The organism is Pseudoalteromonas sp. DY56-GL22, from assembly GCF_041414715.1.
In the GTDB taxonomy this organism is placed as follows: Bacteria; Pseudomonadota; Gammaproteobacteria; order Enterobacterales; family Alteromonadaceae; genus Pseudoalteromonas; species Pseudoalteromonas simplex.
The window spans coordinates 217,815-242,055 of sequence record NZ_JANHZR010000006.1; the positions used below are offsets into that span (position 1 = coordinate 217,815).

The 24,241-nt window shown below is 41.9% G+C and carries 22 protein-coding genes and 1 pseudogene; 12 read left to right on the forward strand and 11 right to left on the reverse strand.

The annotated features are described in order from the left end of the window. The first annotated feature begins 206 nt into the window (after positions 1 to 206). Positions 207 to 2,717 carry a zinc-dependent metalloprotease gene (locus NO991_RS14695; protein ID WP_300419100.1) on the forward strand — a complete coding sequence of 837 codons (2,511 nt, stop codon included), beginning with the start codon at positions 207 to 209 and terminating at the stop codon, positions 2,715 to 2,717. Between the two features lie 49 nt (positions 2,718 to 2,766). Here the strand turns inward: NO991_RS14695 and NO991_RS14700 are convergent, their stop codons facing one another. Next, positions 2,767 to 3,381, reverse strand: coding sequence for a PQ-loop domain-containing transporter (locus tag NO991_RS14700; protein ID WP_138619614.1), 615 nt, complete (start codon positions 3,379 to 3,381; stop codon positions 2,767 to 2,769). 271 nt (positions 3,382 to 3,652) lie between these two features. Between NO991_RS14700 and NO991_RS14705 the strand changes: the two genes are divergently transcribed. After that, positions 3,653 to 4,792, forward strand: coding sequence for a lipopolysaccharide assembly protein LapB (locus NO991_RS14705; protein ID WP_054552303.1), 1,140 nt, complete (start codon positions 3,653 to 3,655; stop codon positions 4,790 to 4,792). A gap of 1 nt (position 4,793) precedes the next feature. Here NO991_RS14705 and NO991_RS14710 read toward each other — a convergent pair whose 3' ends face one another. The 5 genes from NO991_RS14710 to NO991_RS14730 form a co-directional block, all read right to left on the reverse strand. Continuing rightward, complete coding sequence (locus tag NO991_RS14710; RefSeq protein ID WP_300359610.1) at positions 4,794 to 7,616, reverse strand: hypothetical protein; 2,823 nt, start codon at positions 7,614 to 7,616, stop codon at positions 4,794 to 4,796. 85 nt (positions 7,617 to 7,701) lie between these two features. Beyond that, on the reverse strand, positions 7,702 to 7,944 hold the full coding sequence (locus NO991_RS14715; protein WP_054552301.1) for a hypothetical protein: 243 nt from the start codon (positions 7,942 to 7,944) through the stop codon (positions 7,702 to 7,704). A gap of 79 nt (positions 7,945 to 8,023) precedes the next feature. Then, entirely contained in the window at positions 8,024 to 9,586 is a 1,563-nt protein-coding gene (locus tag NO991_RS14720; RefSeq protein WP_300359614.1) for a PH domain-containing protein, read from the reverse strand. Continuing rightward, positions 9,549 to 10,082 (reverse strand): PH domain-containing protein, encoded by a 534-nt coding sequence (locus NO991_RS14725; RefSeq protein ID WP_054552299.1) that lies wholly within the window; start codon positions 10,080 to 10,082, stop codon positions 9,549 to 9,551. The genes NO991_RS14720 and NO991_RS14725 overlap by 38 nt, the downstream gene beginning before the upstream one ends. A gap of 68 nt (positions 10,083 to 10,150) precedes the next feature. Continuing rightward, positions 10,151 to 11,002, reverse strand: a complete 852-nt coding sequence (locus tag NO991_RS14730) for a D-hexose-6-phosphate mutarotase (RefSeq protein ID WP_300359619.1) — start codon at positions 11,000 to 11,002, stop codon at positions 10,151 to 10,153. A gap of 329 nt (positions 11,003 to 11,331) precedes the next feature. On the opposite strand from NO991_RS14730, the gene NO991_RS14735 reads away from it, so the two are divergent. The 6 genes and pseudogenes from NO991_RS14735 to NO991_RS14760 all read left to right on the forward strand — a co-directional run bounded on the left by NO991_RS14735 (position 11,332) and on the right by NO991_RS14760 (position 16,037). After that, the gene (locus NO991_RS14735; RefSeq protein ID WP_054552297.1) at positions 11,332 to 11,817 is read left to right on the forward strand and encodes a MarR family winged helix-turn-helix transcriptional regulator; all 486 of its coding nucleotides are present in this window, start codon (positions 11,332 to 11,334) and stop codon (positions 11,815 to 11,817) included. A gap of 105 nt (positions 11,818 to 11,922) precedes the next feature. Then, entirely contained in the window at positions 11,923 to 13,242 is a 1,320-nt protein-coding gene (locus tag NO991_RS14740; RefSeq protein ID WP_054552296.1) for a porin, read from the forward strand. A 224-nt stretch (positions 13,243 to 13,466) separates the two neighbouring features. Beyond that, positions 13,467 to 13,856, forward strand: a pseudogene (locus NO991_RS14745) (YbaN family protein); the annotation flags it as partial. 196 nt (positions 13,857 to 14,052) lie between these two features. Then, positions 14,053 to 14,685 (forward strand): PepSY-associated TM helix domain-containing protein, encoded by a 633-nt coding sequence (locus NO991_RS14750; RefSeq protein WP_300544171.1) that lies wholly within the window; start codon positions 14,053 to 14,055, stop codon positions 14,683 to 14,685. Beyond that, the gene (locus NO991_RS14755; RefSeq protein ID WP_055198551.1) at positions 14,685 to 15,185 is read left to right on the forward strand and encodes a DUF2271 domain-containing protein; all 501 of its coding nucleotides are present in this window, start codon (positions 14,685 to 14,687) and stop codon (positions 15,183 to 15,185) included. The genes NO991_RS14750 and NO991_RS14755 overlap by 1 nt, the downstream gene beginning before the upstream one ends. Before the next feature lie 9 nt (positions 15,186 to 15,194). Beyond that, positions 15,195 to 16,037 carry a DUF4198 domain-containing protein gene (locus tag NO991_RS14760; RefSeq protein WP_138599108.1) on the forward strand — a complete coding sequence of 281 codons (843 nt, stop codon included), beginning with the start codon at positions 15,195 to 15,197 and terminating at the stop codon, positions 16,035 to 16,037. Between the two features lie 26 nt (positions 16,038 to 16,063). Here NO991_RS14760 and NO991_RS14765 read toward each other — a convergent pair whose 3' ends face one another. After that, positions 16,064 to 16,600 carry a hypothetical protein gene (locus tag NO991_RS14765; RefSeq protein ID WP_300359654.1) on the reverse strand — a complete coding sequence of 179 codons (537 nt, stop codon included), beginning with the start codon at positions 16,598 to 16,600 and terminating at the stop codon, positions 16,064 to 16,066. 128 nt (positions 16,601 to 16,728) lie between these two features. Between NO991_RS14765 and NO991_RS14770 the strand changes: the two genes are divergently transcribed. From NO991_RS14770 to NO991_RS14780, 3 genes are all read left to right on the forward strand, one after another. After that, a complete protein-coding gene (locus NO991_RS14770) occupies positions 16,729 to 17,154 on the forward strand; it encodes a DoxX family protein (protein WP_054552291.1) in 426 nt (141 codons plus the stop codon). A 60-nt stretch (positions 17,155 to 17,214) separates the two neighbouring features. Then, positions 17,215 to 18,069 carry a pirin family protein gene (locus NO991_RS14775; protein WP_054552290.1) on the forward strand — a complete coding sequence of 285 codons (855 nt, stop codon included), beginning with the start codon at positions 17,215 to 17,217 and terminating at the stop codon, positions 18,067 to 18,069. A gap of 66 nt (positions 18,070 to 18,135) precedes the next feature. Then, a complete protein-coding gene (locus NO991_RS14780; protein WP_054552289.1) occupies positions 18,136 to 19,023 on the forward strand; it encodes a LysR family transcriptional regulator in 888 nt (295 codons plus the stop codon). Here NO991_RS14780 and NO991_RS14785 read toward each other — a convergent pair. The 4 genes from NO991_RS14785 to NO991_RS14800 form a co-directional block, all read right to left on the reverse strand. Continuing rightward, a complete protein-coding gene (locus tag NO991_RS14785) occupies positions 19,018 to 19,902 on the reverse strand; it encodes an SMP-30/gluconolactonase/LRE family protein (protein ID WP_240921053.1) in 885 nt (294 codons plus the stop codon). The two genes, NO991_RS14780 and NO991_RS14785, sit on opposite strands and share 6 nt — an antisense overlap. A gap of 27 nt (positions 19,903 to 19,929) precedes the next feature. Beyond that, complete coding sequence (locus NO991_RS14790; protein ID WP_055020595.1) at positions 19,930 to 20,637, reverse strand: sulfite exporter TauE/SafE family protein; 708 nt, start codon at positions 20,635 to 20,637, stop codon at positions 19,930 to 19,932. Positions 20,638 to 20,765: 128 nt separating this feature from the next. Continuing rightward, a complete protein-coding gene (locus NO991_RS14795; RefSeq protein ID WP_054552286.1) occupies positions 20,766 to 21,545 on the reverse strand; it encodes an SDR family NAD(P)-dependent oxidoreductase in 780 nt (259 codons plus the stop codon). Positions 21,546 to 21,590: 45 nt separating this feature from the next. Continuing rightward, positions 21,591 to 22,313 carry a FadR/GntR family transcriptional regulator gene (locus NO991_RS14800; RefSeq protein ID WP_054552285.1) on the reverse strand — a complete coding sequence of 241 codons (723 nt, stop codon included), beginning with the start codon at positions 22,311 to 22,313 and terminating at the stop codon, positions 21,591 to 21,593. Positions 22,314 to 22,574: 261 nt separating this feature from the next. On the opposite strand from NO991_RS14800, the gene NO991_RS14805 reads away from it, so the two are divergent. Further along, on the forward strand, positions 22,575 to 24,203 hold the full coding sequence (locus NO991_RS14805) for a sodium:solute symporter (protein WP_055020596.1): 1,629 nt from the start codon (positions 22,575 to 22,577) through the stop codon (positions 24,201 to 24,203). Positions 24,204 to 24,241 lie beyond the last annotated feature (38 nt).

Below are 24,241 nucleotides of genomic sequence, written 5' to 3' on the forward strand. Positions count from 1 at the left end.
TGTGACATTTGTAAGGAACTGTTACAAAAACAGATAAATTGGCAACACAAAAACCAAAACTTATCTAAGAACAATTTGTTACAAACAAAAACCACTTAATATCAGAGACTTACAACACTACTTTCACACTTGTTAACAAACAGCCTTTTATCAAAGGGTTAATTCATTAAACTTGATTGAGAAATAATGAAAGGAACGAGTTAACAATGAAAATAACAAACATTGCGCTGGCACTAAGCTTAGCGTTTGCCATGAATGGCCACGCCGCCGAAACAAAAAAAGAAGAAAAGAAGCCAAAAACACTGGCTGAAATGATCAAAGATAAAAGCGAGTTTGCCGGTGTTTTCAGCATTTACCAAGATGCGAAAACCGGCGATAACTTAATGGTGATCGACCAATCTCAACTTGATACACCATTTGTGTACTTTGCTCACACCGTTGATGGTGTTACTGACGCAGGTCACTTCAGAGGGGCATATCGCGAGACAAAGCTAATTGAGTTTCGTAAATACTTTGACCGCATTGATATTATTAGCAAAACACCGCGCTATAAATTTGATGAAAACTCAGCCCTAGCACGCTCTGCCGATGCCAACATCAGCGAAGCTGTCCTTGCGAGTATTAAAATCGAAAAAGAAGAAGACGGTAAAATTGCTTTTAAAGTTGATAAGCTCTTTTTAAGTGAAGCACTGCATAAAGTGTCACCTTGGGCAAACCCAAAAGATAAAAATGCCAGCAAACGCTTTAAACTTGGTAAGTTAAACGACAAAAAATCGCGTATTGTTAAACAGCGCCCTTACCCAAATAACCTAGATGTTGTGGTGGATTATGTATTTTCTAATGCTAACCCAACAGTACGAGGTTCAAAAGCCGTAAGCGATCCTCGTAACGTTTCAATTAAAGTACAGCATTCATTTGTCGCGCTACCGAAAAATGATTATCAAGCTCGCCAAGATGACGCACGTATTGGTTATTTTACTAACGAATTCGACAATATGACATCAGCGGATTGGGCACCTTATGAAGATGTCATCAAGCGCTGGGACTTACAAAAGAAAGACCCGTCAGCGGCACTGTCTGAGCCAGTTAAACCGATTACTTGGTGGATTGAAAATACTACCCCGGTTGAGTGGCGAGACACTATTCGTGATGCCGTGCTCGCGTGGAATAGCTCATTTGAAAAAGCAGGCTTTAAAAATGCCATCGAAGTAAAAGTACAACCTGATGACGCTGATTGGGATGCGGGCGATATTAACTACAACGTGTTACGTTGGACGGCATCACCACGCCCTCCATTTGGCGGTTATGGCCCTGCCCTTGCGAATCCATTAACCGGTGAAATCTTAGGCTCTGACATCATGTTAGAGTATGTTTTCATGAAAAACCGTTGGATGTACGACACTTTATACACCCAAGGTGCAACCACGCTTGAAACTAACCAAAGCAGCACCGATTTACATTGCTCATTGGGTCACAGCATTCAAGAAAACATGCTACTTGCTAAAGGCTTAGGCACAGGTGCGAGCATTGAAGACAAAGAGATTTTACGCCAAGGTTTAACTCAGCTAGTTTTACACGAAGTAGGCCATACCCTTGGTCTTAACCACAATATGAAGTCATCTATCTTATGGGATGAAAAAGAAGTTCACGATAAGAGTAAAACGCAAGGTATCGTAACGGGTTCTGTTATGGACTATGCACCAGCAAACATTGCCCCTATTGGTATGCAGCAAGGTGATATCTTCCAAACCAAACCTGGCCCTTACGATGATTGGGCAATTGAATACGGCTACAGCCAAGCATTGGCTGATAAAGCGGCTGAGCAACAACGCCTTGAGAAAATTCTCGCTCGCTCATCTGAGCATGCTTTAGCGTTTGGTAATGATGCTGATGATATGCGTGCTCCAGGCCGCCATATTGACCCACGTGTAATGATTGGCGATATGTCATCTAACCCTGCCGCATATGCTGATGATCGTATGGAGCTTATCAATAAGCTGCTTACTGAACTTAAAGACAAAGCCACGGTTAATGGTGAGTCATACCAACAGCTGGTTACCTCAGCGAACATTTTATTTAGAAGCTACAGAACACAAGCAGGCGTGGTATCTCGTCAAATTGGTGGTGTTTATGTAGAACGTAATGTGGTGGGCGATGACAAAAATGGTGCACCATTTACGCCTGTGCCACTTGAGCGCCAGCAACATGCAATGCAAGTGTTAGCCGACAAAGTATTCTCGCCAAATGTGCTTTCGAGCATGCAGCCACTGTATAACTACCTGCTACAGCAGCGTCGTGGTTTTAATCATTACGGTAAGAACGAAGACCCTAAACCACACGGCATGATTTTAGGTATGCAGAAGCTGGTACTTGCTCAGTTATTACACCCGGCTGTCATGCTGCGTATTTCAGACAGCGCAATGTATGGCAACGAGTATTCACTTAACCAATTTATGAATGACTTAACAGCAAGCATTTTTGTAGACAGCAAAAAAGCAAACACCCTAAGTCACAATCTACAAGTTGAATATGTGAATCAGCTAATCACGATCGCTGGTTTAGGCAAAGCGAGCAAGCACGATAACCTAGCCAAAGCTGCCGCGCTTTATCAGTTAAATCAAATTGCTGATATGAGCGTACCATGGGGTGCAGACACCGCAGCTAAAGCGCATAAGCAATATATCGATCGCTTAATTAGTAAAGCCCTCGAAGCATAATCTTAGCAACACAAAAAAGGCTGCCACTTGGCAGCCTTTTGTTTTTAGTTTAAGCCATTGCTGGGCGCGATTTATAATACTGAATACACCCTAGTTGCGCTGCATTAGTCAGTAGAATCATTACAAAGGTCAGTATGTGAGACACACTCGGTGTCGTCATAGCAAGCTCGGCAGCAAGGCCGCAGCTTCCAGCAACAAACTGTAGGCTAAAGTAGCGCGCACTTAAATTACTAATATCACCACTTTTAATGGTTTTATAAGTCTGCGGCATAACACGAATAGAGCTCATGACTAAACCTACATAGGTTAGCCAGTTAAGCACCGTTGCTGTTTCATAATGAGGGTTAAGCAACAAACCAAAAGGCACGACCGAGATAGCTAATAACCCAGCTAGCTGCATGCGTTGCTTTCGTTCAGCATTGTAACGAACAAAGTAGTAAAGAATCACACCACTTAGCATGCCGGTAACAACAAACGGCAAAACCATGTAAAAACGCTGAAAAAACAAATTAAAGGTGATGAAATACACACTTTGCGCAACACCAAAGCTCATCATTAACAGCGAAACGCCCGACACACTGCGATTTTTACGGATCTTATTTAAAAGCGGATAAAAGCTAAACGCTAAAATAAAGCATGAAATAATCGGCAAAAAGTGCGCCAAAACAGACCTCTCTCGTTACAATTTAGTTAATAAGTTAGCAATTTATAAATCGCCCATGAAAGTGCAGTAAACAACTGTTTTTAAAGCGATTTAAAAGAGCGCGGCATTGTAATGAGAGAGTATTAGAATGCAATAAAGAATAAAAAATATACAACTGACTATTGGCAAGATATCCGTACAAGCTGTTTACAGCTGATGACACTAACGACTGACTTGAATAGTCACTGCAATATGGGTACATTGAGCGGATAGTATTCAGGAGAGAAAAGCTATGAAGCCAATTTTATATGTAATTGTTTTATTTTCCTTTTTGGCTGGATGCGAGAGTACAAGCCAACAGTCAGCCCCCCCTCCTAGCGTTGCCAGCTTACTAAACAATGAACATTTTCAACAAGTTGAACTAAAAGACCCTGAACTTTTTACCTTACCAGCCGAGGAACAAAAACGCTTCCTTAACTATTTCACAAGACACCAAGGTGACTATTTAAGAGATGATCAAGTTCTTTATCAATACTTAGAAAATAAGCTCAGTAATTTTAATTATTTTAGCGCCACCTTAAATGCCCAACAGGCATTACAAAATGAGCAAGGCAATTGCATCAGTTTAGCAATTTTAACTCACGCATACGCGCAACTAGTCGGGCTCAAAACTGGTTTCCAAGCGGTCTCAAGTGAGCCTGTTTATAGTAAGCAAAATAATATAGTGTATGTGTCAGGCCATTTTCGCACCAAAGTCTATGCCCCTTTAAGTGAAGAAGATAATTATTTGGTACCGCCAGGTACTGTCATTGACTACTTTCCTGCTCGTGGTAGTTTTTATTCCGGCCGCGCTGAACTAAAAGATTTAATTAGCCGTTATTACAGCAACCTAGCAAGCGACGCACTTATTGCTAACCAATTTGATTTGAGCTACAGCTATATTTTAAAAGCCAATGAATATACACCAAATTCTGCTGCGCTTTACAATTTAGCTGCCGTATTACATCGTCAATCGGGTGATTTAGCTGGAGCAAAACATATTTATCAAACAGCGATGCAGCATGGCTTTAAAGATACGAATTTACTACATAATTACGCAGTGCTGGCCGAGCAACTGAATGATCAGGTTTTGGCAGAGCAGCTCAATTCTCAACTTGCTATGCTTAGACAAGACCCATTCGAGTTACTCGCTACAGCGATTAACGCTCGTAACAATGGCCAATTTTACAAAGCAAAACAACAACTCGAGGAGGCTATCGCATTAGCTCCGTATTTATCTGAACCATATATAGAGTTAGCGATTGTAAGTTATCAGCAAGGTAATGAACAAAGCAGCAAAGAATGGCTAGAAAAAGCCATTGAGATAGAAAATAAAGACGAAAAACTAGCACTTTATCACGCCAAGCTTTTCGCCTTAAAAGGTCAACACTAGTTTATAACGAGTAATAAAAGCTTAGCCAAGCGCGTAAATCATTTTCAAAGTCGTCGCCTTCTACTCGGGCGACGCCAAAATCAAGGTTTACATCATTTAAACCTGCAGGCCCCATGCCAAAGCTAAAGTCTCCTTGCCACTTGAGACCGTAACTTTGTGCATAAACTCGGTTATCGACCTGATGCTGTTGGTAATAAAGCCAAGGTAATGAATCTTTGTAACTAATACCCCCGCCATAGCCTTTATAGCGGTTACCTAATTGACTAATAAACGGCAGCTCAGGGGCAACAACAAAGCCACTTTGCGTGTCATTATTAATTAAGTTTGACTCATAACCGCCAAGCGCAAGGCTACTGTCATCGCGATATTGCTGAGCAAAATTAACATAAACGGGAATATCATAGGCATAACCGCTCAATACGGTAGCAAAGTTATAGCCCTGCCAATTATTCGGGTCAGCATCACCGGATAGCCACTGGGCACTTACGGACTGAGCAAAACCATATTGCTGTCTATCATGTTGCCATTTTTGTTCAAGGCCAAGCGTTAACCATTGATCATCCCCATTACTAAAGTCACTGTAGTTATAGCTCAAACTCGGCGTAATACTAAGCTGCTGAAACTGCAACGGGTAACTCAAAGCTAAATGCGCCCCTGTGTTACTAATGTTTAGTGGCATTTGTGAGTGGTACTGTTTTGCTGATTCAAGGTCGTAATCAAATAACAGCGCTTTAAATTTTAAATCAAACGCTGAGTACTTAACGGCCGCGAACACCCCTTCTAATGCTTTGTCATGTAAATCAGCACTATAGCCTGCCTGTAAATCGAGCTGCTTTAAAAAGTCATTGCTTTTTACGCCAAGGGTAAGCAGTGAAGATGAAGCTGAATAGTACTGAGATGCCAACGAAAAGGTTGGTTTTTGCTGCCAAATATCATAATCGGCTGGCTCAGTTGGGCTTTGCGGGTAGATTTTCGCCTCAGGTAATACTTCGCTCGTTACTTGCCCTCGTGGTGGCGCCGCACTTTTAGCAAATTCAACAACCTCTAATCCTTGTGGTTGCTCAGCAAAATGCTTGATATTCGGCCCTTCAGCAGTGATCGATAAATACAAAAGTTCACCATTATTCATTGCCATTGGGTGTGCAACAGCTTCTTGGCCTTGCGTTAATTGGCGTAGTGAATTGCTTTGTAGATCATAATGATATAAATCGAGAGCTTTCTTTTTACCGGCAACAAAATATAGCCCTTTGCCATCTGCTTGCCAATTAGGTTGTGACAGATACTGATAGCCCTCAGGCATTGGCACAGTAAGTGATTTTTGAGAGCTTAAATCTTGTATATACAACTCCCAGTTGGCATTCAATGTCGCTTTTAAATAAGCAAGTTGAGCTTTATTAGGGCTTAGTAATGGATAGTCATAAACCGTTTCTAGGCTTTTCTCAAATAAAGGGGTAGAAACACCCGTATTGAGGTCAAGGCGCACTAGCTCAGAGAAACCATGCTGAGTTTGCTCAGCATAAACAGTTTGCCCGTTATCACTAATACTAAAGCGGCGCAGCCCTGCATGATGCGTCAAAGCGCTCACTTTACCAGTGTCGATATCATAGCGGTATAAATCAGAAATACCTTGAATGGAGCCTTTAGCAACTGTTGTTGTGGCAGTGAAAAACAAAGTATTTTCGTCTAACCACTGCGGGTTTTTTATACCCTGCCTATTAATTTGTTGAAGCACATGTTTTTGCTTACGCTTAAAGACATTGGGGGCTTTATCTGCGATATCGACAGGATCATTATCAAGTAACGCTTGTTGCTGCTTTGCAAAATCATCGGCAGCCTGTTGATTGTCATCAGTGCTATAAATGACTAAACGGGTTTCGTCATCTTTGTTGCGCTCAACAATCGCAAGTTTACTGTTATCTAAACTTAAAACAGGGTTCGAAGCGTATAAATCAAGCTCTAACCAAAGCTTACTTGTAAGTGTTTGCTCACTTACCTCTTTAGCCATTGCTTTATAAGTATATTCGGCAATAAAACGACGATATAGGCGCTCAGGTGAGTCGCCAAATACCCCGCTAAAGGCCTCATCAAAATCACGTGCTTTAACCGCTTGCATGCGTGTCCAAACTGCATCAAGAGTTTGCGCTGAATAGTTCTCTTCGAGCCATGCAAGAAAGCGAGAACCCATTAAATACGCCATTGAGCCAGCTAAATAGCCTCCTTCGGTACTACTCAATTGGTTATATTGTGGCAGCGCACCTTGCTGGGCAAATTCAACCAGTATTGCTTCTGAAAGGTTATCGTATAAACGGCCTCGGCCTGTCATTTTCGACTCAAGCAGCGTTGCATAGCCTTCGGCAGCCCAGCGCGGCATTTCGCCATCAACTAAATCGTAAATATCCCAACTATTACGAATAACCTGACGTACGTCGCTTCGAGTAGGCTGAGCAAGATGCACTAAATGAATATATTCATGCAAAATCAATAACTGCTGCCAGCCATCGGTGTTAGAAATCACCGTGTCGGATTGTGGAGGCGTGGTAAACAAAGCCATTAGAGGTTTGTTAGTCACCGGCAAAGCAAAGCCATTGGAGGCGTTAAACGGGTCGAAAACCAGTACATCGACCACTTCATCAAGGGCACGGTTTTGCTGTTTTAAAACCTTATCACGAACAATTTCAAGCTCTGTTGCTGCTGAACGGGCCCATTGCTGATTCTCAGTACTAAAATGCACGTTAAAGTGTTCGGTATGAATGGTTTGCCAAGTTTCTTGGCTTGAAGCGTGGCTAGCAGCAAGTAGTGCCGCAGTTAACAGGGCTTTTTTCATCACAATCCTTGATTAGCAAGTTACTTAATTTAAGGATTAGTATGCGATGCTTTTTAAAAAGGCTGAAGTTAAAAAGTGTAAGAAATTACTCGATCTTAAGTGGGCGAACCAAGCCTAGTAATTGATAAACAATAAATATTGTCGCTGCAAACATAATACTGCTTCTCAATGCACCAAGACCCGCAAGAGCCATCGCGCCAGTCACAAGCAAAGCAATACAAGTCACTGCACAACTTACGCAAAGACCTTTACACTCCTTCTTATTGCGAGCATAGCAAAGCAATCCGACAACACCTGAAATAGCTAAAATAGGTAGTAAATAAATCATTGCGAACCTCCATCTGTAGCTTTTGAGAAAGTATACTCAAAAACCCAAACAGGTCAATGATATTGAGAATTATTTTCATTTAAAACCAATTCCGCTCGACGCCTTCTATTTCATATAGGGCGAAATCAGCAAACTGCTCAGCCAGCTCTGCTTTTAAATAAGGCATTGATACTGAACCAGAAGCAAGTTGTATATACAAGCTTTTTAGCTGTGATCGGAGCATTAAATAAGTGCTTATTGTGGTGACACTTTGTGCTTTATAGATTTCAAAAACACGATACTGCACACCCAGCATGCCGGTTTTAAATACGGCAAAAAAGCGGCCGTCATGTTGATACATAGCCACACCCGTTTTTTGATAATTCAAAAACACACCGATCATCAAAACTAAGCCCACGACAATGCTCCACAGCATCGTAGCAGCATCAAATAAGACATTGAAAATTAAAGCAGAAAATATAGTAGGTAGGACCACATATAAAAACGTATTCTTATAAAGTAAAGCGCGCTCAGGCTTAACAAAGTTAAGCTCTGTTAAATCAACAAACCATGGAAATAACCAGCCACACACGGCTTGCACTTGCTCTTTGGTGATTACTGGCATCACTAACGTTTGTTTATTTTTATGTGCCGCAACCCCAGCAGCCATACCACCACTACTCACTTGTGGGCAAATTAAGGTATAGCGATTAAGCAGCCGAGCAATAATATTTTGCTTGATTTGCACACTTTGAATTTTCGACACGCTGATCGAGAGTTGCTGGCGCTCAAATAAACCTGCCACACGCTTAAACTTATCGTCCTGAAAATACAGCTGAAAGTTAAAAAAGCGCACCAAGGCCATGACAACAGAAAGTAAAATAGCACATAAAACAATGGCAACAACCATGATTAACACAGCGATTGCAGCGGCACTACCAACGAACGCAGCTTGCTCATTCAGTATGGCCTCTAGGCGGTTTATGATGGTTTTTTCGAGGTACTCAAAAATCACATTCATAAATGGAGCAAGTGCAGCCAATGCCAATATTGCCATGTTCGACATCAAACCAAACTTAGCAATTTCAGCATTGCTGATCGTTAAGGTTTTCGGTTTATCTGTTGCTTCGCTCTGCTCAATAGACGGCTGTTCTTGCTGTTGTAACTGAGCCTTAAATTCCATAACTTGTTCACGAACTTGCTCGGCATAGCTAAGCTTAACTCCCGGGATCACAGCTTCTTGAGCACTACTACCGGCGGCATCGAAAATACAATTAACTAAATTAACTGGCTGAAAATAAAAAGGTTCGGCAATGTTTACGTTCTGTACTCGAGCAAATTTTAGGGTTAGCCGCTCTTTTTTAAATACCCCTTTATTGAGCAGTATTTCGTGACCATCCGTTATGCGGTATTTAAAATTACGATAATAAGCAAAGGCATACAGCACTAAAACTAAAGAGGCCACGGCAACAGCTATTTGCCCCCAAAACAGCTTTTGCTCAACTTGCGTAACAAATAACACCAAAATAGGCAGTAAATTAAGCAGCCCATCTTTTATGAAGCGCAGTGCAAAGTGAACAATAAAATACAGTAGCGCCCATGGCGACACGCGTTGCCATTGTTGATCACTCATCGGCAAGCTCATTTTCTTGAGTTGCTGCATTATCACCATAACTTTGCACGAACTGGCGGACATCATTGCATTGTTCGTCCGTTAACCCACTGATATGTAAATCAGCACTCATGCCACCGGCACTGTAAAGCCTGAGTGTTGCGAGTCCTAACTTTCGCTCAATTGGGCCGCGATGAATTTCGGTGTGTTGCACACGAGAAATAGGCAATAAGGTGATTTGTTGCCAAATTAAACCTCGCTTAAAGGCAATATCATGCTCTCTTACTGCTACCCCTTTGGCGCGAACGCTGTAAAGGTTGTAAACCATTGACAGTATTACCAACAATGGCAAAACCAAAAGCCAAGGTGTAGCAATAGCTTGGCTAATGGCTGGATTAAAGTGCCGTACTGTAATGATCACGGCCATTAAAGGCACATAAAACAACAACCAATTTAGTTGTACATGCCATATCGCATTATCTGCAAGTGGTTGGAATTGAATCGTTTGATGCTTTGGAAGGGTTTCTATTTGTTGATTACTAAACACGGTAATTCCTTGTAAAGGCCAGCGGTGCCGGCCTTACGTGCTAACACTGAGTTATTATATGTTATAAATTATACCCAGCGTAGTTTTGTTGCAAGTGTATGGCTTGCTCCAGGTGCAAGTTCAACACTATCATCAAGGACATTAGCCGCTTCTAAACACAGCATGACGTGATATTCGTCATCAGCAAAATTAGAAAGGCGTTTTGATTTATCAATCCATGGGTTCCATAGTACACAGGATGTTGAATTTTCGCGGCCTACTTCAATAATGCCATCAGGTGTAATGATACGCTGAGTGTCTTTTGCTTCGGTATAAACCATGTCTGTTTCACGCGCGAACGACACTAATTCATTTTGCTCAAATGGACCTTCAGCAAATTCAATGTATTTCGCGCCTTGCAGGCCATCTACTTTTGTTTCTTCAATTGCTGGTGTTGGGAAGTACGTGTGCAGTGCTTGAGTGAACTGTAATGTTTGGTTATCTAAATTCGTGGTTGTTAAACGCAGCTCTAAGCTAGAGGTTAAAATAAACTCAGCCAATAACTTAGTTTTATAAGGCCAATACTTTTCATCAACTTGCGTCATCGGCAATGACAAGCTGATATAAATAGAATCGTCTTGTTCTTTCACTTCTTCTGCGCGCCATAAACTTGTGCGAGCAATACCATGAGCTGGCCAGCCTTCATGTTGGCTTACTCCGAACCATGGCCAACAAATTGGAATACCGCCTCGCACACCTTTGCCTTCTTGGTAATCTTCTAATTCTGAGACCCATAATAGTGGCTTTTTATCGGTTGGCGTGAACTCAGTGATCTGCGCACCTTGCAGAAAAATAGTTGCGCTACAAAACTCACTAGCAACTTTAATAAATTCAAGCCCGGTTTCACTTTGCTCAATCGTAACTGATGGCGATAACTTCATAATTCGTCCCATTTAATGAAAGAAAAATCCACCTTACCCAATGCAGTGGCTTTTAGTAAATAATATTTAGTTATTTGTATAAATTGTTTTACTACAAAGTGATGGTGTCACCTCGTAGTTGCATTTTAAGTGTTAACAACAATTACTCCATCTAAATTTCAACTTTTATGTTTTAATTTCTACTCTAATTAATAAATAAACACGATAACAACCTTTATGGCCGCAAATTATAAGCCACATAGTTATTATTTATTTGAACTCAATTTATTAGATGTGTAATATTTTGCGATTGCGGTTGTTCCACGCCGCCTTATTTAAGAGACAGAAACATGCAAAAGTATGACGAGCTACTAGTGTCGCTGCGCAAAGTGATCAGAGCCATCGACCTTCATTCAAAACAGCTCAATAAAACCTCAGGCTTAACAGGCCCACAATTACTGATTATGAACGAGGTTGCACAAACCGATGGCATAACCGCTAGTCGCATTGCACAAAATGTAAATTTAAGCCCGGCTACGGTTACCAATATCTTAGACCGTATAGAAAACCGTAACCTGATCACCCGTGTACGTAGCCAATTAGATAAACGCCGAGTTAGTTTGCATCTCACAGAAGCAGGTAAACAGCTATTAGAACAAGCACCTCAACCTCTGCAAGAGCACTTCATCGAAAAGTTCTCAGCACTCGAAGAGTGGGAACAAAGCTTATTACTTTCATCAATGCAACGTATTGCCGCAATGATGGATGCAGATCAACTTGATGCTTCACCACTACTTGAAGTTGGCGCAATCACCAAGACATTAGAACCACAGTAAAAATTAAAACTGATTGATTAATATTAATTTTCTGTGGCTAGTCTTGGGTTCAGCATGAATATCAACTATGCTTGGTAGTACCCATTCCAACACTAGCGAAAATTCATGCTTAAACTATCAAAGTTAGCCCTCGCAATAGCCTTGGGCACAACTTCAAGTCTTAGTCAGGCATCTGAAATTGATGACCTTCAAAAACAGCTGCAGTTACTGAAACAGCAAATGCAGCAACTGCAAAGCAAACTTGATGCTGCAGAAGAAAAATCACAGCAACAAGCCGAGAAACAAGCGCAAATTGATGCACAAGTAGCAAAGCAACAAAAGCAACTTGAGCAGCAAACAGCGGCTGTTGAAGCTCCTAAAAAAGAATCTGGCATTAAGGTTGGGGGTGCAGTACGTACCAACTTCAGCCATACATCCTATGACGATGGTAATAAAAACCGCGGTGGCGACTTCGACTTTGACATCTTCAGACTAAATTTTGCAGGCGATGTCGGTGATGTACAGCTTAACGCTGAGATCCGTTTTTTCGATTACATGACTGCAGTTAAATATGCCTATGCAGCCTATGACTTTGCTGAAGACTGGCAGGTGCAGGCAGGTATTACCAAAGTGCCTTTTGGTAACTGGCCTTACAACTCGCACAACTATTTCTTTGGCACTACTTATTATATAGGTCTTGAAGATGATCATGATTTAGGTGTGCTATTCAAGCGCAAAATTGCTGATAACTGGCAAATTGATCTTGGCTTTTTCAAAAATGATGAGCTAGGTGGCGTTGACGGCTATGTAGACGACAGAAGCGACCGCTACTCATATGATGTTGTCGGTTTCCGCTCTGCTGATGAAGGTGTTTATGCCGAACCAACCAATCCGATTGGTGAGTACAATACCTTCTCTGGCCGTTATGGCTATCATTTTGAGCATGACGGCGGCACCACCGAGCTAGGTGTTTCTGCGTTATCAGGTGGTTTGCATGACGGCGAAGACAAAGCCGGCGATTACTACGCTTGGGCACTGCACTTAAACAGTACTATTGGCCCATGGAACTTCCAGCTCCAGCATGGTGAGTATAACTACGATATCGACAACGTCGACCGTATGGCTGTGGGTGCTTATGCGTTTTACGATAGCATTGCCGCAGAAGCAACCATGACTAATGCCAATATCGCTTACAGCCTGCCTGTAGAGTGGGGTCCGGTAACAAACCTGCAGTTTTATAATGACTACGGCATTATTTATGACAAGTCAGATAACAGCGAAGATACATGGATGAATGTAACAGGGGTATCTGTTGCCGCAGGTGGCTTATTCACTTATTTTGATTTTGTACAAGCGAAAAACCAACCATTTGTTGGCGGCTCAATTGCTGGCGACAGCGACGACACTGAAACTCGCTTCAATATCAATATTGGTTATTATTTCTAGAAATAGCCAAAAATAAGACCTACAAGCCCAGTTTAAACTGGGCTTTTCATTTGTTTGAAGTAAGTTTACCTATAGTGTTAGCTAATAATATTAAGCTGAGCTAAAGTTAAATAAACAACATGGTGTAGACTATGTTGCTAAAACCAATAAATACAAACCACCTTGATCATAGGTATCGAGCAAGCACTACAACGATTTAAGTTTTATCAGGCCCAACTTTATTGATGAATGTGAGAGCGGCGTTTAACGCCTATAAAAATGGCTGCTATCAATTACTCGGGTTATTGATGGTGGGTTTAGGTATCATAGGTATTGCATTACCTGTGATGCCTACGACTATCTTTTTTATACTAGCATTGGCGTGCTTTACCCGCTCATCACCCAAGCTTTCTGCCTGGCTGCTAAACCACCCAAGATACGGCCAACCGTTAAGGTTTTGGCAAGAGCATAAGGTTGTCCCTACCCGCGCTAAGTTATTAGCAGGTTTTGGTATGGCTATCGGATATGCTTTTTTACTACAAAGTACCGCGCCAATTTGGGTGATGTATCTTGTGGCAGTGATTGAATTGAGCGTATTAGCCTATTTAATTAACCGCCCATCTGCGCCCAATAAACCAACCCTAATTCAAGTTAATATAACCACACAGATGCGCTTGATGTTGCTTGCCTGTTTTCTCAGCTCGCAGCTAGCAGTTATGGCTTATCTCGCTATTCATTTCTAGCACAAAGAAATGTAAAGAACGTAAACCTGCTTGTTATCAGTAATACAAATCATTATCATATTTGTATCTTTAACGAATAAACCGCATTATGTTCTCATTTAACAAACGCAACTTTTATAGCGTTAGCCGTGCCTTACATATATACCTTTCAACGGCCTTATTCTTTTTACTTATTTTATTTTGTGTCAGCGGCATCATCCTTAACCACGTTAGTTGGCTCGAAAATGATAAACATAATGGTCAGAACCAACTACTTGTTTCTGCTGAGTTATTTGAAAAAGCGCAAACAAACCTCGACACATTGCCAAGCCTTTACCCTGAAATAGAGCAATACATGCAACAGCAGTTTTCACTCAGCAATGTAAAAAGTATTGAGTGGGAAAAAGAAGATGCCTTGGTGATGCTCGACTACCCGCTTCCGGCTGGCTTTGCCTACGCCGAAATCGATTTTCAAACCGGTGAACTGAATATTGATTATCAAACCGGTGGCTTTATGAGTCTAATTGGCGACTTACACAAGGGCCGCCATACAGGCGAAGCATGGAGCTGGGTGATTGATATCTCAGCTATTTTGATGATTCTGTTTGCTATTACCGGATTATTTATCCTCTTTCAAAACCGTAAAAAACGTGCCGCAGGCCTTTGGTTAACGCTGCTTGGTGTTGCCACGCCTTTGGTTATTTATCTAGTTTGGGTGCCTCAACTTAAAGGAGTATCTTAATGAAAAAAGCCCATTTACTCGTTGCTCTACTAATTGGCTGTTTGTTCAGCCCTCTGAGCTTTGCAAAAGATCCCAACCTAACCGTTGAATTTACCTTACCTGAGCTAGATGTTTCTCCATATCATCGCCCTTACGTGGCGTTATGGCTAGAAACACCTGAACGTAAACACGTTACCACTATTGCACTTTGGGTCGAAAAAGCTGAATGGTTTAAAGACTTACGTCAGTGGTGGCGAAAAGCAGGTCGTAGCAACGACAGCTTTGATGGTGTGACAGGTGCAACAAAACGCCCAGGTACTTATACGATTGAATGGCAAGGTAAAGATTTAAAGGGTAATCCAGTTAAACCTGGCAGCTACCTACTTAATGTTGAAGTTGTACGTGAAGAAGGTGGCCGAGATTACACCCGCGTTGAAATCGACTTAACAAAAGACGGCAAAGTCACAATTAAAGGCGAAAAAGAGTTCGCGACTAGCTTTGTTACCATAACCAGTAATTAAGGACAAACAATGAAATTAAAATTATTAAAAACAGCGCTGATCGGCGCTGTGACCTTCACAGCACTTGCATCTGGCTACGCACAAGCACATGCCCGTTGGTTAATGCCATCTCACACTTCTTTATCTGGTGAGAAAACTCACTACGTGATGATCGATGCCAGTATTTCTAATGAGTTATTTAGCCCAGATAAAGCATACCGCCCAAAACAAAAAGGCGCAGAGTATGACGACAACTTATTAGTTGCCCTTGCACCAAATGGTAAGCCGGTCGAAGAAACGATTCGCGCATACTATTTAAAACGCAAAAACTCAGCGGCAGTGAGCTTAACGCAAGACGGTACTTACCACATTGCTATGCAGCAAAAGCCAATGCTAATGACTTTCTATAAAGACAAAGATGGCAACCGTGGCCGTGTGTTCGCAGGTAAAAAAGAAGCAGACCTACCAGCAGGCGCAACCGACGTGCGCACTGTAAAATCAATCGCAACTGTTGATACTTTTGTCAGCCGTAATGGTACTTCTAAGCCAACATTGCTTGGTCAAGGCTTAGAAATTTCAGGACCTACTCACCCGAACGATCTATTTGCTGGTGAAGAAGCTAAGTTCCAATTATTAATGGATGGCAAACCAGCTGCCGACGTTGAGCTTGCGATTGTTCGTGGTAGTGCACGCTACCGCAACGAGCGTGACGAAGTGAAAGTAACAACCGATAAAAAAGGCTTCTTTACGGTGACATTCGCTCATGCCGATATGTATCTAATTGAAGCATCAGTTGATCAAAAACCAACAGAGGCCGATATCGATAACGTACGCTACTCATTATTCACAACACTTGAAGTAGCACCTGAATAATGAGCTGATTAGACCTCAATAAAGGCCTAATTCAACTTTCGAGGAAGACTGTAGTCAACCGTGTGATCGCAGCTACCGTCTTTCTCGCAATCATTTACCCCATCACCATCGACATCCCAGCTTGGGTGCATGCCTTTTAATGTACTTTTTACGACGCTGATATCGACAGTAAATTCACTTTGCTCATCACGGCGCGCTGCATTGCGCATCAAAAACACTCGAATCACATAATCGCCATTATCAGGAATTTTAATCTCGGCATGATCACCTTTTGCCGGGCCAACAAACAAAGCTGTTGGGTTGCCTTTTGGTAAAATATTAAAGTAGCTGCTTGAATTTGATGGAGCAAAATCAACCTTTAAAGTAGTGCCTTTATTAAGGTTAATTTGATATTCCAGCATCTCATAACCTTTAATTGCGTCTTTAACTTGCCAGCTTTGCTGCACCGCAATATCTGAAGCTAGCAACTCATAATGACGACCATTTGGTAAATTTTGTTCGGCAAACACTAAGCTACTTGTAGCCACCGAAAAACAAAACCCTATTAATAACAACAACTTCATATTCAACCTCCTTTTAAATTCTTTTTTGAAGAATGATAAACACTAATTTTACAATTTTTAATTCTTTTAAAGTGAACTTATAGTTACTCCATCGCAGACACACTGCTCAACTAAACAGGATACCTACTATGAAACTTTTTACTTTAATCTCAGCTCAACCACACTTACAAAATATTAGCACTTTATTGGCGCGTATTGGTTTATCGGCCATCTTTTTACTAACTGGCTTTAGCAAAATAGAATTCTTTGATGCAACTGCACAGTACATGGCATCAGTAGGTTTACCAGAGTTCTTACTACCGTTTGTGATTGCTTTTGAAATTGTTGGCGGGTTATTTATTTTACTAGGCTTTTTAACACAACTAACCGCTATCGCTTTTGCTGGTTTCAGCCTAGTCAGCGCTTTGCTATTCCACTTTCAACTTGATGATCAAATGCAATTTTTAATGTTCTACAAAAACATTGCGATGGCAGGCGGCTTTTTAGCATTAGCCAGTGTTGGTGCAGGCAAAATCAGCCTAGATCAACTAGTGTTAAAACGTAGTCAGGCGTAATATTTCTACCAGCCAATGACCTAAGTTGTTGGCTGAATTTGTTTTTAAGGGAGCGCGAAAATGGCAACGTTATTAACAGCAACCAGCCATGATATTGGTGGGCTCGATGTAAAACGCATCTTGCCTCATTTTGACAAAAAAATGGTTGGCCCATTTATCTTTTTTGACCACATGGGGCCAAACCACTTTCCTCGCGGTGAAGGCATAAATGTGAGGCCTCACCCTCATATTGGCCTATCAACGCTCACTTATTTATTTACTGGCAGTATTTACCATCGCGATTCGCTAGGTAATAGCCTGCAAATAGAACCCGGCGATGTTAACTGGATGACCGCAGGTCGCGGTATAGTGCACTCAGAAAGAGAAAGCCTTGAAGTGCGGGCGAGCGAGCACGACATTAATGGTCTGCAATGCTGGGTTGCTTTACCTGAGAGTATGACCGAAATAGCACCGCGTTTTGAACATATCAAAAAACAGCAATTGCCTGAGAAAATCGAAAAAGGCGTGCTGATGCGACTCATTGTCGGTGATGCCTATGGCTTAAGCTCCCCAGTGAAAAACTACTCACCGATGTTTTATGTCGATACAGTCGCCGAGCAAGGTAGTCATATTACTAAACCGCACCCTCATCATGAAACCGCCGTGTATGTTATTTACGGTGAAATTAGTGTGGGTGATACTCGCTATACCCAAGGCGACTTTGTGCTACTTGATGACAGCGAACACGAAATAACGACTCTAATGCACAGCCGCTTTATTTTACTCGGTGGCAGTAAATTCAATAAAGTCCCGTATTTACACTGGAATTTTGTTGCTTACAGCAAAGAGCGCATCGAGCAAGCAAAACAAGATTGGCAAGCACAGCGCTTTGCAAGCATTCCTGGTGATGAGCTTGAGTATATTGAGTTGCCCTAACCTAAAAAGTAAACTTTATCAGCATTTACAGGTACTATTAGGTAGTTAAGTAAGCAAAGGAACATCATGCTAAGAATTACGCTAGAACAGTGGCGCATGTTTCGTGCTGTTGTTGAATTTGGAGGCTTTAACCAAGCCTCACAAGGTATTCATAAAAGCCAATCGAGTATTCATAACGCAGTTGGCAAAATTGAATCTGCGCTCGATGTAAAATTATTTAGTATTCAAGGCCGTAAAACCGTGCTCACTGAAGCCGGCGAGATGATGCTACGGCGCGCCAATTACTTACTCGATGAAGCCGCTAAAGTTGAGGCCATTGGGCAAACTTTGGGTGAAGGTATCGAAAGTAAGTTACGCATTGCTGTTGATGCTATTTTCCCACAGCAACTGCTTTATAAAGTACTTAACGACACGTCATCGCAATACCCGCAACTGCGTATTGAGCTGCATGAATCTGTACTAATGGGGGGCAATGAACTGCTCGAAAACGATCAGGTTGACATTGCTATTACCGGCTTTCCAATTGCGGCAAGCTTTCACGAAGAGTTATGTGATATCGAGTTTATTGCCGTCGCCCACCCAGATCATCCCTTGCATGCGATAGAGCGTGAAATTACCCTCGAAGATTTAAAATCACACCGCCAAATTGTAGTTCGCGATTCAGCGAATAAGCACAAACAAGATGGTGGCTGGTTAGGTGCCGATCAGCGCTGGACCGTCACTCATATGCGCACTTCGATTGATATGATCAGTAATGGATTGGGCTTTGCGTGGTTACCAAAAGTCGCGATAGAAAAACAACTTGCGACAGGGCAAATGAAAGCACTTAATTTAACCCATAACAGCAGTCGCAGCGCTAAGTTACATTTGCTCTTTAAAGACGGTGACAAGCTTGGCCCGGCAGCACGCTCGTTTATTGGCGAGTTGCGTTATCAAGTAATGGAAAACCTATAGCTTCAAGGGCGTTTCAGCAATACCTTTAACGCCCGGCTCAAGAATAAACACGCCACCACTGTGCGGGTAATCAGCGAGTACTGAGTCTTCGAGCCCTACTGCCGCTGTTGTCACCGCCAGATGCGTTAGCTCTTCACCTACAAATGCGACACTCGTAACACGCGGTGCGGGTAAGCGAATAAACTGTACTTGCTCACCGTTTGGAGCAAAACGATACACGCCATAACCATTCCATGCAGCAACCCACAGATGATCTTCGCTATCAACAGTCATGCCATCAGGAAAACCCATATTGTCAGTAAAGCGAATAAACTCTTGTTTATCTGCAAGCTCGCCATGCTCATTCAGAGTGAAGCGGTAGATTGTTTGTTTATCTGAGTCTGTAGAATATAGAAACTGGCCATTTTTACTTACCGCAGGCCCATTGCTAATGGTGTAGTCATGATCAACTGCTGTCGGAGCCTGACCATGACCAAAACGGTATAACTTGCCACTATTGGTTTGCTCTTGAGAGTCCATTGAGCCAAAAAAGCCAAAGCCTTGGCGAGACGTTTTACCATCGTTTAAGCGGTTTTGTGAGGGTTCGTGATCGATTGAGTAAAGAAGTTCGCGGCTAAAGTCTTCACTATTGAGCTTATAAATGCCTTTGGCAAAGCCTGCGATTAATTCAGCTTGCTCGGTTTCCATCACCCAGCAAATCGGTTCTGGCATAGTAAACTGGCTAACTCGCATCGATTGACACTGCAAACGAAACAAACGCTGCCCTAAAATATCGACCCAAAATAAACAGTTATGTGCCTTAGCAAAATAGGCACCTTCGCCCAATTGGCATTGGCTAGAAATGATTATTTTAATGGTGTCATCGAGCATTGGCTTCATTACACAAAAAGCTGAACTATTCTCATTCTATCTGTGTATGAAAATAAGTGCTAGACCAGATAAACCCGCAACCAGCAAGATGATGCCGCGAATGGCCTTTTCATTGAGGTTATTGTTGATCACAAACGATAAGCCCCAGCCAATTAAAATGGCGGGTAAGCAAAAAAAGAACAGCTTTACATCGGCCATATCGGCAGAGCCTGTTAGCATCAATACAATTATGCCAAACAAGTTTATAAATACAAAAAAGGCACTCAGGTTTGCTTTAATTTTGTCTTTATCTTCAGCTTGATAGAGAAGCCCCATCGGTGCCCCACCGGCTGACGTTGTGGTACCTAAAAAGCCTGACGACATTGACGCAAGTAAGCTTGTAATAGTGGAAATTTTCGGTTTCATACCTATGATAGACAACGCCACCACCACCAAAATACTCACTCCTAGCAAGAGTTGATACTGCTTCGCATTGACATACCACATCACCACAGCAGCAAGGATAACTCCCACTGCACCACCAATAATGGAAATGCCCGTCTGTTTCATGTCTATCGCACCGCGGTGTTTAATCATTAACACCGACGTTAAAAACAGCGCATTCAAAATCATTGGCCCAGGCACCAGCTCTGGCATAAGCCAGTAAAGCACAGGCACACATAGCATGCCTAAACCAAAGCCAATAACACTTTGCAGGCAAGCGCCAATAATCAGAATTAAATAAACAAGTACAAAGTCGGTCAAACTTTCTTACCACCTTCCTAACTATTAGATTCAAATGTTTAAAATAATTATTTATTATTATAATACTATTTGGATCGTGTAAAATTTTTTCTTTGGTTTAATTTAACTTAAAGCAACTAACAATTTAATTAAGTCCAACCTGCATCCACTATCAGTGATTGTGCTGTCATCATGCGGCTGTCATCAGCAGCTAAAAATAACGCGGCATTCACTATATGGTCTGGTTGTATTGTTTCGTTAATACACTGACTTAAACGAACATCTTCAATCATTTCTGGGGTTAGCCAATGAGTCATTTGGCGCTCTGTCATCACCCAACCCGGAACCAGTGAATTCACACGAATATTGTCTTTACCATATGAAGCAGCTAATGAACGGGTTAAACCTTCAATTCCCGCTTTTGCGGTTGTGTAGGCTGGCATGCCTGTTTGCTTAATACGCCAACTTACCGACCCCATATTGATAATGCTACCGCCGCCCAAGCGCTGCATGTGTTCAACTACAGCTTGCGATGAAAAGAAACACGGGCGCAAGTTAACAGCAAACTTATCTTCCCAATATTTCACATCCATATTCTCAGCGGCATGGCGGGTGTCATCGGCTGCGTTATTAATTAACACACCAATGTCACCCTGTTGCTGACGCGTTTGCTCAATGGCCGCTTTTAAGGCTTCTACATCACGAATATCGCAATGGATAAACTGCGGGTCAAACTCATATTTACCCGCTAATTTAGCGCATAACGCATCGCTTTGATCAGTTGCAATATCAACAAAGGTGACTTTCGCGCCCTGCTCGCAGAACCGCGTTACCATTACTTCACCAATTCCCGATGCACCACCAGTAATAAACACACTCTTACCAGCAAGGCTTGGGTAAACTGTTTTTAGCTCGTTTGAATTTGGCATGATAACCTTTTGTTTTAAAGTAATTACAACGTCAAGAAGCGATACTTATTGAGCCGCTTCTTTATCAGCGATTTCTTTTTCAATAAACGCCATTGCTTCATCAATCATGTACGTCATCATGTTTTTAGCACGTTCAGGATCGCCGCTTGCAATCGCGTTATACACTTTAAAGTGCTCTTCAGCGATCGCCTTTTTATTACCCTTAGCAGGTGTAGTATGTTGAATACTTACGTGTAATGCGGTGCGAATAAAGTCACGTAATTGATAGAAAAAACGGTTACCACTGGCATGTAAAATTGCTGTGTGGAAGGCAAGATCTGGCTCATGCATTACGCCTTCTGGCTCTTCTGCTGCCGCTTGCATTTTATCGAGTGCCATTTTAATTTCTGCAATGGCTGCTTGGTCGCCTTTTCTTGCTGCAAGTGCTGCTGCTTGTGGCTCAATCGCCAAGCGCACTTGTAGAAATTCTTTAAGTACGTAAAGTGATGGGCTGCTTTCTAACAACCATTTTAATACGCTTGTGTCGTATAAGTTCCAGTTCTCCGCCGACTCAACACGAATACCTTGTCGTGGACGAGAAGAAATCAGTCCTTTTGCAGCAAGCATTTTCACTGCTTCACGAACAGCTGTGCGGCTAATACCATACACTTCACAAAGTTGTGCTTCGGTTGGTAGCCCCGTTTCAGTGTTATAATCACCAACAATTATTGCTTTACCAAGCTCATTGGTAACTTGTTGTGATAGGTTTAAATTTTCTAAACGCGCCATGTGTGTTCCTCAAAAGATCTGAGTAATATGATACATCTATAAAGCTATTCCGTCATCCTGGAAATAATTAATTAAAATCAATAACAAGCAAAAAACAGCCTAATACAAGTGTCTATATTTCAAACAATACAGTCACCATTTTACCTACAGACTGTCACCTTATCTTAACAAATCTCTTTCACTCACCTTATTTATAATATAATATTTTTATTCAGCAACTAAAAAAGCAAAATTCTCTTTCAAAATTAGGTGGAACACACGATGGTCGAACTAAGTACCTTAGACTGGGCAGTGCTAGCAGGATTTTTTGTCCTGTTACTAGGCGTTGTCGTGATGTCTATGCGACAAAAAGAAGAAGACACCGCTGATTACTTTTTAGCGGGTCGTAATGCAAGTTGGTTAGTGATTGGTGCCTCTATTTTCGCATCGAACATTGGCTCGGAACATTTAGTGGGCCTTTCAGGTTCAGGCGCACAATCGGGTATGGCACTGGCTCACTGGGAAATGCAATCGTGGATCATTCTACTACTCGGTTGGATTTTCGTGCCTTTCTATTGGAGTAGTAAAGTCTACACCATGCCTGAATTCTTAGAGCGCCGTTTTAACTCTAAATCACGTACCTTCTTATCTGTTATCTCATTGATTAGTTATGTATTAACCAAGGTTGCGGTAACTGTTTATGCCGGCGGTATCGCATTTAAAACAATCTTAGGTATCGAGAGCATTTGGGGCATCGACTTCTTCTGGATTTCAGCTATTGGCCTAGTGGTTATCACCGGTATTTATACGGTACTTGGCGGTATGAAAGCCATTATGTGGACCTCGGTGTTGCAGACCCCTGTACTCATTATTGGCTCCTTAGTCATATTAGTTGTTGGTCTAGATAAAGTAGGTGGCTGGGCAGAAGTTGAGCGTATCAACGATGCTAATATGCACCTTATTCGCAGTGCTTCAGATGCTGAGTTCCCATGGCCTGGCATTGTATTTGGTTCATTCATTATTGGTTTTTGGTATTGGTGTACCGACCAATACATCGTACAACGTGTTTTATCTGCAAAAGGCATTAAAGAAGCGCGTCGCGGTACCATGTTTGCTGGTTACTTAAAATTACTTCCTGTATTTATCTTCTTAGTACCAGGCATGATTGCATACGCATTGAATGTTAAAGGTATTATTAGCTATGAAAGTGCTGACCAAGCTTTCCCAACGTTAGTTGCTGAGCTATTACCAGCCGGCGTTAAGGGGATTGTAATTGGTGGTTTAGTAGCGGCTCTTATGAGCTCTTTAGCATCATTATTTAACTCATCAGCAACCTTATTTACCATTGATTTTTATAAGAAATTCAAACCTGAATCATCTGAGAAGCACCTTCTGAAAGTAGGCCGTATTGCCACTATCGTGATTGTTGTATTAGGTCTCTTATGGATACCCGTCATGAGCTTAATTGCCGATGTGCTTTATGAATATCTGCAAAGTGTGCAGTCTCTTATTGCACCAGGTATTGCTGCGGTATTTTTACTAGGTTTATGTAGTAAACGCATCACTCCAACAGCGGGTTTTGTGGGCTTAGTATCAGGTTTTGTGCTTGGTATGATCCGCTTAGTATTACTGCCATTTAAAGATGATTTAACAGGTTCATCATTTGCGTGGATCACCACAATGAACTGGTTATATTACTGTATTCTGCTATTTGTCGTGGTCGTTGCGATTATGATTGTGGTAAGTATTTTCACCAAACAAGCAGACGAAGAACAATTGAAAGGTCTTACTTTCTCAAGCCTAGATAAAGCAACTATGAAAGAAGTGGCTGCCGGCTTAGATAAGTGGGACTACATTCATACCGCGGGTATTATTGGTATTACTGCCTTTATTTACTACCGCTTCTGGTAATCGTTCGTTCCCAAAGTTGTAGGGCGCCAATTGGCGCC